Below are 15,468 nucleotides of genomic sequence, written 5' to 3'. Positions count from 1 at the left end.
CCAAATCAAATGGCTACGATTAAGGATATTGCTCAGGCTGCTGGTGTCTCTCCGGCTACGGTCTCTCGCGTACTCAACTACGACCCTGCCATGTCAGTCAGTGATCGCACCCGAAAAAAGATTTTTGATATTGCAGAAGAATTAGAATATAAAAAGACAAAGCGAAGAGACAAACGATATTCCCAAAACCGCAGAATTGCGATCGTAGAATGGTACACAGAAGAGGAGGAACTAGACGACCTCTACTACTATGCCATTCGTCTTGGGGTAGAGAAAAAAGCCCAAGAGTTGGATTATGATGTTATGCGCTTTTTCAATAATGAAACATTAAATCATCTTGAGCAAATTGACGGCATCATCGCGATTGGAAAATTCAGCCCTCAAAAGATAAAGGAGCTGGAACTCCACACAGAGCAGCTTGTTTTTATTGATAGCAATACACTTACCTATGGACATAGCTGCGTTACGACAGACTTTGAAAATTCCGTTACAACTGTTTTGAACCACTTCTTAGAAAAGGGACACCGACAAATTGGGCTGTTAGTGGGGCAAGAACAAACTTCTGACAAAACCACTACCTTATCTGATCCACGCTTGGTAACCTTTAAAAATTATCTAACCGAAAAACAACTTTATCAGGAAAAATACGTTAAAATAGGAAACTTTTCATCTGAATCAGGTTATTCTATGATGAAAGAATTGATTGAAAATTTAGGTGACCAATTTCCAACTGCATTTTTCATGGCAAGTGACGCCTTAGCTGTTGGCGCCCTTCGAGCACTTCAAGAAGCGGACATCCCTGTACCAGATCGTGTTAGTTTGATTGCTTTTAACGATACATCTATTGCAAAGTACGTCTATCCACCACTCAGCACGGTTACTGTCTTTACAGAAGAAATGGGCAGACAAGGCTTGCAACTGCTGCACGAGGAATTTCAACATCCTGGCTCGACCATTCCACGCATGGTAACACTTGCTACCACCCTAACCCTTAGAAAGAGCAGTTTATAGAAATGAAAACATACGAAATTTTATTTGACATTTTAAGTCGAGAATCTGACTATATCAGTGGTGAAAAATTAGCACAGGAGTTAGGAATTTCACGCACTTCTATCTGGAAAGCCATTCAACATTTGGAAAAAGAAGGCATTCATATTGAATCGATAAAAAATAAAGGCTATAAGCTCCTTTCAGGTGATTTATTGATTGCTGAGAAAATCGAAAAAACTGCTCCCATTCAAGTTTCCTTCAATCCAAACTGCAAATCCACTCAACTTGATGCCAAAGAAGGAATTGAAGCTGGTAAGCCTGCCAATACGCTCTATCTTGCTTCTTCTCAGACAGCTGGTCGTGGACGCTTTGGCAGAAGTTATTTTGCTCCAGAACAAGGAGGAATTTATATGACGCTTCACTTGAAGCCCAATCTGCCTTTCCCACAAATTCCCGCCTATACTATCCTGACTGCTGGGGCCATTTATAAGGCTATTAAAGATCTCACTTTAATGGAAATGGACATTAAATGGGTCAATGACATTTACTACAAGGACAAGAAAATAGCAGGCATTTTAACCGAAGCTATTACTTCTGTCGAGACGGGCTTAGTCACTGATGTGATTATTGGAGTGGGCATCAATTTCGCAATCTCTGATTTTCCGAAAGAGTTAAAAAATAGGGCTGCCTCTCTCTTCCACGAAAAGCAACCTATCACACGCAATGAACTCATTGCTGAAATTTGGAAAGATTTTTATGAATGTGATCCAGACGAGCTGGTTTACCTTTACAAACAACACTCCCTTGTCTTAGGTCGGACGGTCACTTTTTGCCAAAATGACAAAGACTACAAAGGAGTTGCCAAGGAAATATCAGATACCGGGCAGCTATTGATCCAATTAGATACCGGACAAGAAATGTGGCTAAACAGCGGTGAAGTTTCTTTAACAAGTTGGTAAATAAAAGAAGGAGATAAATTGAATAAACATCAACTTGTCTCCTTCTTTTTTCGGCACAAAATCAATGACCTTTGTGCTTTTCTTTGCGTTTTTGCTGTTTTAATTGGAATTTTCTATTTTGCATATATTCTTTTTGATCTTTCAATCTGGAACGTTTAGCTTGTTTATCTAACTCTTGTTGCAGTTTTAGTGCATCTTGTGATTTCGTTGAGCGTTTTTCACGCTTCATTTCTTTTTTTGCTAATCGCTGCAAGCGTTTGGGATTTGCACAATGTCTTTTTTTCTTTAGTGCAACAGCCGGGCTAAATTGTAGTTGTGAAAACTTCTGATTAACAAATTCCAAAACCTCGTTCATTTGGGGCTCAACTCCAAATGTCACCCGACAAACGGACAAACCTTGAGCATTTTCTTGCTCAAATAGGCCATAATAAAAGCCATTTTCAAAGTATATGGTCAATTCTAATGAAACATGTTCCATACAGCATCCTCCTTAAATACATTACAAAGAAGGGACAACCAAGGAGGAGGGTTACTGATAGTCGTGACCTACTTCAATTGTCATTAGAAAAACAAATCTAGCCTGTCACGAATATGTTCGGACTACCAACCGAAACTGTGTTTTTATCTTTGCACTTTTATTTTACAGCAAGCAGAATATTTTTTCAAATTGAAAAGAAAAGGTTGAGGATTTTCACCCCAACCTTTCTTGTTATTTTTTACGTTTGATATGTTTGTCAATTTCGTCCACTATTTTACCCATGACATAGCTCACCTGTAAATTGCGAATCACTAGAAGCGCCCAGAAAACGGCAAATAAATAGTGTCCTGACATCATTGCTTCGTTAAAAAAATACGTTTCAATTGCTGTGAAAAAAGCTGTTGTAAGAAATTGTTGTCTTGTCATGATTCTATTATAGCACGAAACAGCAGAAAAATCTAAATTCAGTCCTCTTGAACGGTAATTTTTTCCGCTAAGAAATCAAATCCTTCTGGAATGACCGTATTCTCTTTTTCTTCAGCTTGTGGTGCATTTTCTCCACGCGCTTTAGCCGAAAATTCAGCCCGAATCCCTGTCCAATCTGTCATAGAAACCGCCAAGATGTCTGGTGAAAATCCAGCAGCATTGCTTAATAAATTCCCAAACATGGTGTTGAGATTTTCCCGTTTCATGGTCTGTTCTGCATTAAAGCTTGACTCAAATGCAAGAATAGCGTGGTTTTCGTTAGCTGCGACGGGTTGTGAGCCGACTAAAAGTGCCTTATCTGCTCCGGCTAAACTTTCAATAATTTCTCCCCAAGCATTCTGCAACTTGGTTAAATTACTGCGAGCCAGGCTAGGATTTTCAACTGCTTCTTGCAGAATGGCATTCACTTTATGGCGGTCTACTCGATAACCCTTGCTTGTTTTGGCTGAGCGTGTTTCCTGTACTGGCTTACTAGGTGCGGAACTTGACTGCAAACTTGCCAATTGATTTTTAAGCTGGCTGATTTCTTCTTTGAGCGTTTCTATCTCGCCTGCTATATTGGAGGGTAATTCTGCTTTATCTTGCCCTTCTGCCAGTCGAATGGTCATCATTTCTGTATAAATCTTGGGTTGCAAGCTGTTCTTGATTTCCGCAAGGCTCTTCGTTGCAATCTCAATCAACTCAAACAATCTTTCCTGCGGAGTCTTGAGGTTTTCTAAAAAGCTTTCACTCGTATGCGTATTTTCTCCACCCGTTTTAACGATGAGCAAATCTCTGAAATATTGCAGCAGGTCTGTGACAAAGCGAGCCATATTTTTGCCGCTGTCGAATATGACATCAAGATTTTTTAATGCCACTGACGTATCATGCGCTAATACAGCTGCTACATAAGCGTCTAGCGCACCTAGACTAATAGAACCCGTGATTTCTTCAGAAATAGCCGTTGTCAGCTGATTGTCTTGGGTTAGGCTGAGAGCTTGATCTAAGATAGATAGAGCGTCTCGCATACCGCCTTCTGCTCGTCTTGCAATAATCTGCACCGCTTCATTTTCAAAGTCAATATTTTCTTGCTGCAAAATCCACTCAATGTGCTCTACAATATCTTTGGTTTTAATCGACTTGAACTCAAAGCGCTGAACACGCGAAAGGATGGTTGCTGGTATTTTATGCAGTTCTGTCGTTGCTAAAATAAAGACAACATTCTCTGTCGGCTCTTCCAAAGTCTTAAGAAGCGCATTAAAAGCGCCTGTTGAGAGCATGTGAACCTCATCAATGATATAAACCTTGTGCTTCGCTAGACTGGGAGCATAAGTAGATTTGTCACGAATATCTCGGATTTCATCCACACCATTATTAGAAGCCGCGTCAATCTCAATGACATCTTCTAGGCTTCCTTCGGTAATGGCTTGGCAAATATAACAGTCATTGCAAGGCTCTCCATCCTTTTGGTTGGGGCAATTCATTGCCTTAGCAAAAATCTTGGCTACGCTGGTCTTTCCTGTCCCTCTGGGACCTGAAAAGAGATAGGCATGACTGATTTTATCCTGTTCAACTGCCTGCCGCAAGGTTGTCGCCACAACCTCCTGCCCAACTAGCTGACCGAAGGTTTGGCTTCTGTATTTTCGATATAAAGCTTGATACATTAGGCTTTGTCTCCAAACATTTCAAAATTCCAACTTGTTTTCTCTAGCAGGAGAGCCACAAAATTTTCCAGATATTCTCGGTCAATCTCATCATAATCTGCTACCAGATGAGAATCCAAATCCAGCACTCCTACTAAGCGGTCGTTTTTGACCATTGGTACTACAATCTCGCTGCGAGCTCTGCTATCACAGGAAATGTAGTTACCATACTGAGTAACATCTTCGACGATCACCGTCTGCCGTTTGGCGGCGGCTTCTCCGCAGACTCCTTTTCCCAGCCCAATATGTACACAGGAGACACCACCTTGAAAAGGTCCTAACACCAACTCGTTTCCGTCATAAAGATAAAAGCCAGTAAAAACGGAATGTGGCAAGGCTTGGTTTAGCAGAGCAGAGCTGTTTGAGAGATTCGCCAACGCATTGCTTTCGCCCTCTAGTAATGCTTCAAGCTGCGCTAAAAGTAATTGATAATTTGAAATTTTTTCTGATTGATTCATACTTTCTATTATATCAAAAAAACAGCCTCGTGACTGTTTTTTCGCAAGTGGACAAATCATTCTTCTTATTTCCTGTTCCAATACATAGAAATATCATCCCAAAAGTTCTTTACTAGCTGCTGGTGATAGACTTTAGGAGCGGTTGAATGTTTCACTTTCTGCCAAAGAATAGCAGCAACTTTTAGTTTTGGCTGAAAAGCAGCATTATTCTCATCAGCACAAAAGTCTTTGAGAAATTGATTCCATTGGCAACTAGCATTATCGTATTTTGCGTAAGTTGATTGTCCCTGATAAATGGCTAACATGTCTCGCAGAGTAAATCGGTCATTCCCCTCAGCTTTTACCTTTCGCCAAGCTGCCGCCATGTCCGCTGTAAACTTGAATGAACTGCTACCCGTCTGCTGAGCGAAAAACTCCCGAAATCGGGTATTAAATGCAAAACCACAAGTAAGTAAGGGCGTGTCTAAAGTAAGCTCTACATCTTTCTCTTTCTTAGTCTTTAAACGGACTTTCTTTTGAGCAACATTCCCTGCAAAATATTGTTTGATTTGTGCTTCTAGCTCTTTTTTGACCCCTGAATGCTCCTTCCCCAATCGTTTGCAAATGTCTGCCAATTCTGCACGATACCAATAATATTGAGAAAACTCTTGATAAGTTTTTATCGTTGTAAAATCCGGTCTATCCCGCATGATGTGTTTCCCTTCCCTCTTTTTCATAACCTATTATACCACCAATAAAGTCATTCCTCAAAAATGATAGATTTGTTAGTTTATAAAAAGTCGTTCGAGGGTCGGACGAAGTGAATCAATTTTGGTTGAGACAAGCCGACCCTCGGACAGGATAAATTAGTTTTGGTTTGTTCTATTCGCTCGGCGGACAGAATGAATTCCTTTTGGTTTTGCTTGTCCGCTCGGCGGACGGTGTGAATCTCTTTTAGTTTATCTTATCCGCCCAGCGGACGGAGTGAATCTCTTTTAGTTTATCTTATCCGCCCGGCGGACAAGATAAACTTCCCTTTATAAACATAGAACAACAAAAAAGCTGGAAAATAAATTTCCAACTCTTAAGGGGTGTGTTGTTAAGAAACCATTTCTCCTGTGAGTACATTGATAGACTTGACAGCACCTGTTGTATCAGTATAGCTGACCGTCTTGTTTTCAGGATGATAGGTAAACTTTTCTAAGCTCAAACCATATTTAAAAGCAATTTTAATCATTTTTGCTCGGAAATCTTGCAGAGACAATCCATAGCTTGCTGCGCGTGCCTTTTCAGCTTCTTCTTCAGCATTAACTGTTGGTTTTTCAGTCCCTTCTGAATTTTCCTTTTCATCATCTACCTCTTTACTTGCAGAGTCGTCTTTCTTATCTTCTGGCTCTTCATTTGGTGCATAATTCTTGCCATCATCTGATTGGTTTTGCTTACCATGGTCGCTGTCATTACCAAAGCCATCATCAGAGTGAGGACGATCGTTTGGATTTTGCACATAATATTTCACCGTAGCAAGGAAATCTTCCATGCTATAACCCTCTGGCGCGTTGTAAAGACCTTCGTCAAACCAAGAGAGAGAAATATTGTGATAATGATCATGGTGCGGAATAATCAATTGCCCATTCTTGTAATCCACAACATAAGCCGTATGATATGGCATTGCCTCAACCGGAACTTTTTTAGCTGGTGTCACACGCTCATAGATTGCTTGTGCAGTCTCTTTTTGAGGTTGTTTTGGATCCGTACTTGGCTTCTCCTCTTTCTTTTCCGGAGTTTTCGTTTTCAGATACTCTTCCGTCGCTTTACGCTCAGATTCTGACAAATCATTCTTAGGAATATAGTGGCTGTGTGTCATGTGTGGAGCAGTATAGCCATCTCCTTCATCTTTAATCACATCATGTGGATCAAAGATATAACCGTCCGATGTTGCATAACGACCTACAGCTTTAGCTAATGCTACTTCATCAGCCGTATAAGCAATTTGCGAATTTGCTTTGCCTGCACGATCAGGGTGCACTTCGGCGGAGAGTTTCAAGACTTGGTCTAGCAAAGCCAATTTATCCGCATTCTTGTCTGCCACTTTTTGGAGCAAATCATTCACTTGAGCCAGTTTATCACTTGCATTTCCCTTTTCTTCCAGTGCTTTTCGGATAGACATCAACACAACTTTCGCTTTCTTTGCAAATTCTGTGTTTTGACCAGCAGAATCATTATCTGAACCAGTTGCTTTCACCATTTCAGCTAACAAAGCTTTTGCTTTCGCAAGCAGGCTCTCTTTCTCTTCTATGCCTAATAACAGATTTGAGTTGAGACCATTTATTTGCTCTTCAAAGTTTGCTTTTTGACGTGCATCTGAAACCTTCTCTAACAAAGCTTCTGCTTTAGCAAGGAAAGTTTTGATTTGCTCATCGCTAATTTCCGTTTCAGCAGATTCTTCTTTCTTCTCGTTTTTATCAGAAGTTTTGCCAGTATCTTGCTGATTTTTATCTGGTGTTGCTTGATGATCTTGTTGCGCTTGATCCGACTGCTTAGCTTCAGAATAATCCGCACCCGGCGTTATCATCTGCGCAATCTTTCGTTCCAAGTCAGACATTTTATTGTAATAGATAAAATGATAATGATTGCCGTGCGGAACAGCCACTCCATTAGAAGTCCGCTTTGTAATCTGTGCTGGGTCAAATACCAGACCGTCTGATTCTACATGCCGATAACTCAAAGGAGTCGCATACAATTGCCGCAGTAATTTAATGATTTCAGCTTTATTTCCGCGCTTCGTTTCAGTTTGTTTTGGAGCTGGTTGAGAAGGCTGAGTTTGCTGATTTCCTATATGCTTAGACGTTCCCAGATTAGCAGGACGATAGTCCAACGATGGATGGTTCATTCCTCTGTTTGACCGAGGAATTTGACCTGAATTGGACGGATATTGTGGACGACTTTTGCCTGTTTTATTGTCCCAATAGTTTTGAGCAGCAGCTAACTCACTAGGAGACAAATCGCTCTTTGGAATGTAGTGGAAATGATTGCCATGCGGCACGATAAAAGCATCACCTGTATCCTCAATGACATCAGTTGGATTGAAGACATAGCCATCGTCTGTCGTATAACGACCTTGCGCACGAGCTTCTTTGACAGCTGTTGTTACAGTTCCTTTTGAGCCCTTATGCCCTTTCCTACTGTATTCTTCCCTTTGACGAGCAATTTCTTCTTTTGTCCGAACATTGCTGGTATGATTTGGATCTTTCAGATAAAGATAATACTTGCCATTCACCTTGATAATGTAACCGTCTTTTACTTCGTTGACAATATCAGACTGCTGCAAAGTGTAGTTTGGATCGCGCATGATCAGTTCTTCACTGATAATGGCATCGTAAGGAACTTTCCCATTGTAATAGTGATAATGATCCCCGTGAGAAGTTACATAGCCTTGGTCTGTAATCTTAACGACAATCTGCTCTGCATTGATTCCTTCTTTGGCACTTATTTCATCTGGAGTTAAATTCTCAGCCTTTTTCCCTTTTTCTTTGGACTTACTATCAACATAAGCCACACGATTGTCTGCTTTGCTAGAAACACTCTGATAACGCCCCAGCTCATACGCACAAATACTCAATGCAAGAACTGCAATAGAACCAATGATATATTTTTTCTTCATATTTCTCCTCATTTTTTTAATTCTTTTGCCAATACCGCTAGATTGGCGTCTAGATTTTCAAGATAAGTTTTATTATTTTGTGGGTCAGCCTCCAAAGGATTCAATTCTTTTAATTTCACTCCTGTAGATTTGACCAAGGTTTTAGCAACTTTTGAAGAAGCATTGCTTTCCACAAAAATTGTCTTGACCTTGTATTGTTTCACAAACTCTTCAATTTCCGTCAGCTGACGTGGACTAGGCTCTTGCTCTGGTGAAATCCCAGCAATTCCCAACTGAGTTAAACCAAATCGTTTCGCTAAGTAAGAAAAGGCCGTATGCTGCGTCACAAATGTTTTTTGTTTCGCCGCTTTAAAAATCGGTTGATATTTTTTAGTCAACTCTTTTGCCTTAGCTACCAGCTCTTTCACATTTTTTTGATAGGTTTCTTTATTTTTACTATCAATCTTCGAAAGTTTATCCGCGATAATTTGCGCTTCTTCTGCCACTTTTTCTGGATCTAACCAAGTATGCGGATCGTATAGAGTTTTTTCATCCACTCCCTCACCAGCAGCAACATCTTCTAATCCCGGCACACGCTCCAGCTTCATACCTTCTGACGCTTCAAGAACTTTTACTTTGGATTTTTTCAAGTTTGGATCTAGTTTTCCTGCCCACGACTCCAAGGTATGAGAATGATAAACAAAGACATCTGCATCATAGATAGCTGCTACATCGTTGGCTGATGGTTCAAAAGAATGAATACCGCTACTTGACTGAATCATCCGAACATCATTTAAATCGCCTGATACTTCTTTGACCATAGCATAAATCGGATAAAAACTTGTTACAATTTTCAGACCTTTACTCTGTTTTTTTGTACTTGTTCCACACGCTGTCAACAACAAAGTCAACCCTACCACAAAAATAGAAAATATATATTTCTTTAATTTCATATATCACTCCTCAACTAGTGTTTAACCAGTTTATTAACTGGTTAATATGATACCACGATAGAAATTAACTGTCAAGAATTTTTTATCTATTTTTTTAACAATAAGAAAAAGTCCTCTAAATTAGAAAACTTTTAATCTTTTATATCATTGCTCTTTTCTCTACGAATCTCTTCTAGCATTCCTGCTTCTTCGGCTGTTAATTCATATTTTTCTAATAAATCTGGACGACGTTCATAAGTCTTTTTCAAACTCTCATACAGACGCCATTTTCGAATATTTTCATGATGACCGCTCATCAAAATATCTGGCACAACCATTCCACGAAAATCATAAGGACGAGTATATTGAGGATATTCTAAAAGACCTGATGAAAAACTGTCATCAGTATGACTAACTTCCTTACCAAGAACTTCAGGAATCAGTCGTACTGTTGCATCGATCATCGTCATAGCAGGCAACTCTCCACCGGTCAAAACATAATCTCCAAGAGAAACCTCGTCTGTCACCAAACTTTTAATCCGCTCATCATAACCTTCATAATGCCCGCAGATAAAGATTAATTCTTCTTCTTGAGAAAGTTCTTCCGCATAGGCTTGATTAAACGTTCGACCAGCGGGATCTAACAAAATAACCCGTGGCTGTTTTTTTTCAATCGCATCATAAGCATCAAAAATTGGTTGCGCTCTGAGCAACATTCCTTGACCGCCTCCATAAGGCTCATCATCAACATGTCGTGATTTCTCTGCATTTTCCCGAAAGTTATGATAGTGAATCTCTAACAATCCTTTTTCACGCGCCTTGCCAACTATTGAATGCTCCAGCGGAGCAAACATCTCCGGAAATAATGTTAAAATATCAATCTTCATCATCCAGTCCTTCCGGAATTTCCACATCTACTCGACTATTTTCAAGATCAATATTCAACACAACAGGCGGAATATAAGGTAACAGTAAATCACGCTTGCCTTTTCGCTTTACCACCCAAACATCGTTGGCACCCGGTTGCAAAATTTCTTTAATAGCTCCAATCAAAACATCCTGTTCATAAACATTCATGCCGATGATTTCATGATAATAAAATTCGCCCTCATCTAAATCCGATAAGTCTTTCTCAGCCACTTTCAAGGTAAAATCACGATATTTTTCAATGTCATTGATATGATACATTCCTTTGAATTTGACAATATCAAAATTTTTCATCTTGCGATGACTGGCAATTTCCACATTCATGACAAAATTATCCTTCTTGTCAAAAAGAGCTAAAACACTTCCTTTTTTGAAACGCTCCTCTGCAAAATCCGTCACAGACATAACACGCATTTCACCCTGCAAACCTTGCGTATTCACAATTTTTCCAACATTATAATAGTTCATTTTCTCTCCAAATACTAGCATTATTCTATCTATTCTATCATGAATAAAGGGAATTCTCAAGAAAACAAAAACCCCACCAAGATAAATCCTTAGTGGGGTAATTGGGGAATGACATCATTCCTCTGATTTTAAATCGCCTTAAGCAACTCTAAAACCTTGATTTATTAGGCTTCCGCAATTTCTTGCGATACTCTATTATTTAAGAGTAACTGAAGCTCCAGCTTCTTCCAATTTAGTTTTGATTTCTTCAGCTTCTGCAGTTGCAACACCTTCTTTAACAACAGTTGGTGCTCCGTCAACAAGTTCTTTAGCTTCTTTAAGACCAAGACCCGTGATTTCACGAACAGCTTTGATAACGCCGACTTTCTTGTCGCCTGCTGCAGTCAATTCAACGTCAAATGAATCTTTTGCAGCGGCAGCTTCACCAGCACCAGCAGCAGCTACAGCTACAGGAGCAGCTGCAGTTACACCAAATTCTTCTTCGATAGCTTTTACAAGGTCGTTCAATTCAAGGATTGAAGCTTCTTTAATTTCAGCAATAATATTTTCAATGTTCAATGCCATTGTCATTTCCTCCAAATATGTTTTCGTTATTTATTATTAGTTTGTAGCATAGGCTACGCGCAACTTAAAATTAAGCTGCTTCTTCTTTGTTGTCTGCAACCGCTTTGACTACAAGAGCAACATTGCGAACTGGTGCTTGAAGCACAGATAGTAGCATAGATAGAAGTCCTTCGCGATTTGGAAGAGTTGCAAGAGCAACGATTTCTTCTTTAGATGCAACAGCACCTTCAATAGCTCCACCCTTAATTTCAAGTGCATCAGCTTCTTTAGTAAAATCATTGATGATTTTTGCTGGTGCTACAACATCTTCATTTGAAAATGCAACAGCAGATGGTCCAACAAATGCATCAGCAAGACCTTCAAGTCCAGCTTTTTCAGCTGCACGACGTAAAATTGAGTTTTTAATAACTTTATACTCAACTTCGCTTCCACGAAGATTACGACGAAGAACTGTGTCTTGTTCAACTGTAAGACCACGAGCATCCACAACAACGATACTTGCAGCTGCTTTCATTTTTTCAGCAACTACATCAACTAGTTCCGCTTTTTTAGCAATACTTGCTTCACTCATTTAGTGTTTCACCTCCGTAATTATTTTGCTTGGGAAATTTTTCCAAAAGAAAAACGCGCCCAAACCTAGACACGAAAGTACAATACGTTTCTTTTACATGATCCGTTTTGTCCTCGGTAGGATCTTTATGAGTCGAGCTCCCCTACTGTCTTAGGCAGTTTTTTCAAACCAATGATTATTGTAACATAAGAAAAAAAAGATTGCAAGAGTTTTTAATAATTTTTATAATTAGAACGAAAATCTATTCTTTTTAGTTAGCAGATTTATTAAATTGTTGGAAAAAAGAGAAAATGGTAAAGGCTAATACGAAAAGACGATAGAATGTTTCATTTCTACCGTCTGTCTGATGTGTTTTTATTCCTTGTTCAGTTCGACACTGGTTTTTTAATCTTCCCAAAATCAACGATAATCTATTAAAGTCTTTTCTTTTAGAATGACAGGTATGCTAAAAGCTATGATTTCCGCTAATACAGTAGCAAGCACATCGTATACGTCAAATACTGCACTAGTATTAATCAATGGTAATAGCTCATTAATAAAAGACATCAGTACAAACACTATACATATATACATAAGTGTCTTTTTAGAAAATTCAATAGTTGAGACTTTATTTGTACTGAATGTTGGACTAAAAGGTTGTTTTAGCATAGCTGTTGCAATCCATGCTCCTCCAAAACTAGGTGTGACATAAAACATAGGAACAACTGAATTAATTGAATAATATTTTCTTAAAAATATTGTGAGTAGCCAAATTAATAATCCTAAAATCGCCATAATTTCAATGGAACTGATTCTCAATTTTCTTTTCTTCATATGTTCCAACTTCTCATCAACTTTCAATTTATCCATTTCTATTATACTAAATATCCCACCCTTATCTCATCATAACAAAAAATATGACAATCTTGTAATATCAGTGTTTCCATTCAGCCTAGTTTTATCTTTTCAAACATTTCTTCTTGCAGATTTAAATGCTAAAGTCCTCCGTAATAAAAAATTCACTAGTTCATCGTAAATGCTCCCAACATTTTACAAGCCTAAAATGCTTCCTTCAATCTTCAAAAAATGGAAGGATATAGGCTTTTTCTTCCTCTGTACAGGCAACAAGCGGGAGGCGGAGTGGTCCGACTTCAAACCCTTGAGAATTTAGCACAGCTTTAAGTGGTGCTGGGCTTGTCACAGAAAAGAGAGCTTCTATTTTTGGTAACAGCTGACGTTGAATCTGAGCAGCTTTTTTCAGCTTACCCTCATCTAAAGCAGCAAACATTTCATAAAAGTCATCTCCATTGGTATGAGCCGCAACAGATATAACCCCCTGTGCTCCGATTGCCTTTGCATGAAAAGCTTGTCCGTCTTCCCCAGTATAAATTAGAAAGTCCTGTGGAGCGTTTTCAACCAAATGAGTAAGAGCATCTATGCCTGTACAATCCTTGATTGCAATAATATTTGGCAATTGTGCTAAGCGCAAGGAAGTTTCTACTGTCAAACCAGCAACCGTTCGGCTAGGAACATTATAAACGATGACTGGCAGATTTGAAGCTTCCGCAATCGCTTTATAATGCTGATATAGACCTTCTTGAGTCGGTTTGTTGTAATAAGGTGTTACTGCAAGTCCGGCAGCAAAACCACCAAATTTGTCAACTTCACGCACGAATTCAACTGAATCTCGAGTATCATTTGTACCAATTCCGGCTATCAGCGGAACTCGCCCTTTTACAATCTTTTGAACTGCTGCAAATAATTCCAGCTCCTCTTCATGCGTCAGAGTTGGGCTTTCGCCTGTCGTTCCTGCGATAATCAATCCTTCTGTATGATGCGCTAAAAGATGTTCAATCAGCTTAGAAAGAGCCTCAAAGTTAATGCTACCGTCCTCTTTAAACGGTGTTACAAGTGCTGTTATGATTCTTGCTTTTTTTAAATCTTCTATAGACATAACTATCGTCCTCCTAGCCTGCAAAATACAACTATACGAATATTATCTCACATTTTACTTCAATTTGAAAATGACCTCTGCTGTTGGATGCACCAAGCCACGTTCATGCAAGGTCTCAGCGATTTGAACAGAATTCCAAGCAGCACCTTTAAACAGATTGTCTGAAACCACCCACATATGGATGCCTTTTTCAGCGTCCAAATCCTTGCGGATACGACCAATAAATGTTTCTTTTTTGCCGACAGCATTAACAGCCTGAGGGTAGATTTGATGAGCAACATCATCCTCTAATACTGCTCCTGGAAAGTTCGCAATAGCTGCTTTGACTTCTGCGATGGGTGCTACTTCTTTTGTCTCGATGTAGACAGACTCTGAGTGCGCTGAAAGAACAGGGATACGAACACAAGTAGCAGAAACCGCAATCGTGTCATCTTCCATGATCTTCTTGGTTTCATTGGTCATCTTCATCTCTTCGTAGGTGTAGTCATTGTCCGTAAAGACATCAATTTGAGGAAGAGCATTAAAAGCAATCGGATAATGTTTCTTGTCACCGCCGGAAGGCAAAATCTCAGCCTTAACATCACGCGGATTGACACCGTCATTTAAGACCTCACGCAGTTCACGCTGAGTTTCAAGAATAGCTCCCATACCAGCTCCAGACACGGCCTGATAGGTCGATACGATGATGCGCTCTAAGCCCCATCTCTGACGAATCGGCTCCAAAGCTACCATCATCTGGATAGTGGAGCAATTTGGGCAGGCAATAATTCCGTTATGAGCATCAAGTGCATGTGCATTGACCTCTGGTACAACCAAAGGAACATCAGGATTCTGACGGAAATGAGAGGTATTGTCAACGACAACCGCTCCTGCCTTGACAGCGTATGGAGCATACTTGGCAGACGTTGAGGCGCCTGCTGAAAAGAGAGCGATATCTACACCTTCAAAGGCAGTCTCCGTTGTTTCTTCAATTGTGATGTCTTGGTCTTTAAATTTCAAAACTTTCCCCGCTGAACGAGCTGAAGCCAAGTAGCGTACTTTCTCAATCGGAAGAGTTGATTCTTCCAGCATTTTAATCATTTGAGCTCCAACGGCACCTGTAGCACCTACCACAGCAACTGTGTATCCCATAACATACCTCTCTGAATTTTCAAAAAATTTGTGTATTGCTGGTATTATACTACTTTTCTAAAGAATTGAAAAGACTTAGAAGAAAAAAATCCCCACTAAAAAGTAGGGATTGAGGGCACTTACGTGTGATGAGCAGGTTCACACAACTCATCAAGGTCCGCTCCTGCGTATATGACCTCCCATGCTCAATATGTGGCTTGCGCCACCTATCGACTCATCGCATATCTAGCATTCTACTATAGAGAATCCTAAAAGTCAAACTATTTTTTA

General features: G+C 39.6%; 16 protein-coding genes and 1 other annotated feature. Of the genes, 2 read left to right on the top strand and 14 right to left on the bottom strand.

Translation table 11 applies throughout. The features are described 5' to 3' along the window. Positions 1–9 precede the first annotated feature (9 nt). Both HMPREF2876_RS05825 and birA read left to right on the top strand, forming a co-directional pair. Positions 10–1,011, top strand: a complete 1,002-nt coding sequence (locus HMPREF2876_RS05825) for a LacI family DNA-binding transcriptional regulator (protein ID WP_003031199.1) — start codon at positions 10–12, stop codon at positions 1,009–1,011. A 2-nt stretch (positions 1,012–1,013) separates the two neighbouring features. Beyond that, a complete protein-coding gene (gene birA / locus HMPREF2876_RS05820) occupies positions 1,014–1,949 on the top strand; it encodes a bifunctional biotin--[acetyl-CoA-carboxylase] ligase/biotin operon repressor BirA (RefSeq protein WP_024053100.1) in 936 nt (311 codons plus the stop codon). A 61-nt stretch (positions 1,950–2,010) separates the two neighbouring features. On the opposite strand, the gene HMPREF2876_RS05815 is transcribed toward birA, so the two are convergent. From HMPREF2876_RS05815 to HMPREF2876_RS05750, 14 genes are all read right to left on the bottom strand, one after another. Continuing rightward, a complete protein-coding gene (locus HMPREF2876_RS05815) occupies positions 2,011–2,427 on the bottom strand; it encodes a YjdF family protein (protein ID WP_024053099.1) in 417 nt (138 codons plus the stop codon). 231 nt (positions 2,428–2,658) lie between these two features. Further along, positions 2,659–2,853, bottom strand: coding sequence for a DUF3272 family protein (locus tag HMPREF2876_RS05810; RefSeq protein ID WP_003024260.1), 195 nt, complete (start codon positions 2,851–2,853; stop codon positions 2,659–2,661). A 38-nt stretch (positions 2,854–2,891) separates the two neighbouring features. Then, positions 2,892–4,556, bottom strand: a complete 1,665-nt coding sequence (dnaX, locus tag HMPREF2876_RS05805) for a DNA polymerase III subunit gamma/tau (RefSeq protein WP_070584457.1) — start codon at positions 4,554–4,556, stop codon at positions 2,892–2,894. Beyond that, a complete protein-coding gene (locus HMPREF2876_RS05800; protein WP_042754202.1) occupies positions 4,556–5,053 on the bottom strand; it encodes a GAF domain-containing protein in 498 nt (165 codons plus the stop codon). Before HMPREF2876_RS05800 ends, dnaX begins: the two co-directional genes overlap by 1 nt. Positions 5,054–5,118: 65 nt before the next feature. Next, the gene (locus HMPREF2876_RS05795; RefSeq protein ID WP_024053096.1) at positions 5,119–5,742 is read right to left on the bottom strand and encodes an SAP domain-containing protein; all 624 of its coding nucleotides are present in this window, start codon (positions 5,740–5,742) and stop codon (positions 5,119–5,121) included. A gap of 389 nt (positions 5,743–6,131) precedes the next feature. Further along, positions 6,132–8,693 carry a pneumococcal-type histidine triad protein gene (locus HMPREF2876_RS05790; RefSeq protein ID WP_070584455.1) on the bottom strand — a complete coding sequence of 854 codons (2,562 nt, stop codon included), beginning with the start codon at positions 8,691–8,693 and terminating at the stop codon, positions 6,132–6,134. An 8-nt stretch (positions 8,694–8,701) separates the two neighbouring features. Further along, on the bottom strand, positions 8,702–9,625 hold the full coding sequence (locus HMPREF2876_RS05785; protein WP_024053094.1) for a metal ABC transporter solute-binding protein, Zn/Mn family: 924 nt from the start codon (positions 9,623–9,625) through the stop codon (positions 8,702–8,704). Positions 9,626–9,756: 131 nt separating this feature from the next. Then, a complete protein-coding gene (gene trmD, locus HMPREF2876_RS05780; protein ID WP_024053093.1) occupies positions 9,757–10,491 on the bottom strand; it encodes a tRNA (guanosine(37)-N1)-methyltransferase TrmD in 735 nt (244 codons plus the stop codon). Then, complete coding sequence (gene rimM / locus HMPREF2876_RS05775; protein WP_024053092.1) at positions 10,481–10,999, bottom strand: ribosome maturation factor RimM; 519 nt, start codon at positions 10,997–10,999, stop codon at positions 10,481–10,483. The genes trmD and rimM overlap by 11 nt, the downstream gene beginning before the upstream one ends. A 195-nt stretch (positions 11,000–11,194) precedes the next feature. After that, complete coding sequence (gene rplL, locus HMPREF2876_RS05770) at positions 11,195–11,563, bottom strand: 50S ribosomal protein L7/L12 (protein ID WP_003024225.1); 369 nt, start codon at positions 11,561–11,563, stop codon at positions 11,195–11,197. A 70-nt stretch (positions 11,564–11,633) separates the two neighbouring features. After that, entirely contained in the window at positions 11,634–12,134 is a 501-nt protein-coding gene (rplJ, locus tag HMPREF2876_RS05765; RefSeq protein ID WP_070584453.1) for a 50S ribosomal protein L10, read from the bottom strand. Between the two features lie 38 nt (positions 12,135–12,172). Beyond that, positions 12,173–12,307 (bottom strand) — a sequence feature (ribosomal protein L10 leader region). Between the two features lie 226 nt (positions 12,308–12,533). Continuing rightward, positions 12,534–12,983: a hypothetical protein gene (locus HMPREF2876_RS05760; RefSeq protein WP_081333915.1), complete on the bottom strand. Its 450-nt coding sequence runs from the start codon at positions 12,981–12,983 to the stop codon at positions 12,534–12,536. Between the two features lie 202 nt (positions 12,984–13,185). Then, positions 13,186–14,067, bottom strand: a complete 882-nt coding sequence (gene dapA, locus HMPREF2876_RS05755; protein ID WP_024053089.1) for a 4-hydroxy-tetrahydrodipicolinate synthase — start codon at positions 14,065–14,067, stop codon at positions 13,186–13,188. A 54-nt stretch (positions 14,068–14,121) separates the two neighbouring features. Then, entirely contained in the window at positions 14,122–15,198 is a 1,077-nt protein-coding gene (locus HMPREF2876_RS05750) for an aspartate-semialdehyde dehydrogenase (protein WP_070584451.1), read from the bottom strand. Positions 15,199–15,468 lie beyond the last annotated feature (270 nt).

Source organism: Streptococcus sp. HMSC073A12, from assembly GCF_001812815.1.
GTDB classification, from domain to species: domain Bacteria; phylum Bacillota; class Bacilli; order Lactobacillales; family Streptococcaceae; genus Streptococcus; species Streptococcus vaginalis.
This window is presented reverse-complemented; position numbering and strand designations above follow the sequence as displayed.

Coding starts and splice junctions, on each gene's coding strand:
- HMPREF2876_RS05750 (WP_070584451.1), bottom strand. CDS start 15,198: ATGGGATACACAGTTGCTGTGGTAGGTGCTACAGGTGCCGTTGGAGCT.
- dapA (WP_024053089.1), bottom strand. CDS start 14,067: ATGTCTATAGAAGATTTAAAAAAAGCAAGAATCATAACAGCACTTGTA.
- HMPREF2876_RS05795 (WP_024053096.1), bottom strand. CDS start 5,742: ATGCGGGATAGACCGGATTTTACAACGATAAAAACTTATCAAGAGTTT.
- HMPREF2876_RS05790 (WP_070584455.1), bottom strand. CDS start 8,693: ATGAAGAAAAAATATATCATTGGTTCTATTGCAGTTCTTGCATTGAGT.
- rplL (WP_003024225.1), bottom strand. CDS start 11,563: ATGGCATTGAACATTGAAAATATTATTGCTGAAATTAAAGAAGCTTCA.
- HMPREF2876_RS05760 (WP_081333915.1), bottom strand. CDS start 12,983: ATGGATAAATTGAAAGTTGATGAGAAGTTGGAACATATGAAGAAAAGA.
- HMPREF2876_RS05785 (WP_024053094.1), bottom strand. CDS start 9,625: ATGAAATTAAAGAAATATATATTTTCTATTTTTGTGGTAGGGTTGACT.
- HMPREF2876_RS05800 (WP_042754202.1), bottom strand. CDS start 5,053: ATGAATCAATCAGAAAAAATTTCAAATTATCAATTACTTTTAGCGCAG.
- rimM (WP_024053092.1), bottom strand. CDS start 10,999: ATGAACTATTATAATGTTGGAAAAATTGTGAATACGCAAGGTTTGCAG.
- rplJ (WP_070584453.1), bottom strand. CDS start 12,134: ATGAGTGAAGCAAGTATTGCTAAAAAAGCGGAACTAGTTGATGTAGTT.
- dnaX (WP_070584457.1), bottom strand. CDS start 4,556: ATGTATCAAGCTTTATATCGAAAATACAGAAGCCAAACCTTCGGTCAG.
- HMPREF2876_RS05810 (WP_003024260.1), bottom strand. CDS start 2,853: ATGACAAGACAACAATTTCTTACAACAGCTTTTTTCACAGCAATTGAA.
- trmD (WP_024053093.1), bottom strand. CDS start 10,491: ATGAAGATTGATATTTTAACATTATTTCCGGAGATGTTTGCTCCGCTG.
- HMPREF2876_RS05815 (WP_024053099.1), bottom strand. CDS start 2,427: ATGGAACATGTTTCATTAGAATTGACCATATACTTTGAAAATGGCTTT.
- HMPREF2876_RS05825 (WP_003031199.1), top strand. CDS start 10: ATGGCTACGATTAAGGATATTGCTCAGGCTGCTGGTGTCTCTCCGGCT.
- birA (WP_024053100.1), top strand. CDS start 1,014: ATGAAAACATACGAAATTTTATTTGACATTTTAAGTCGAGAATCTGAC.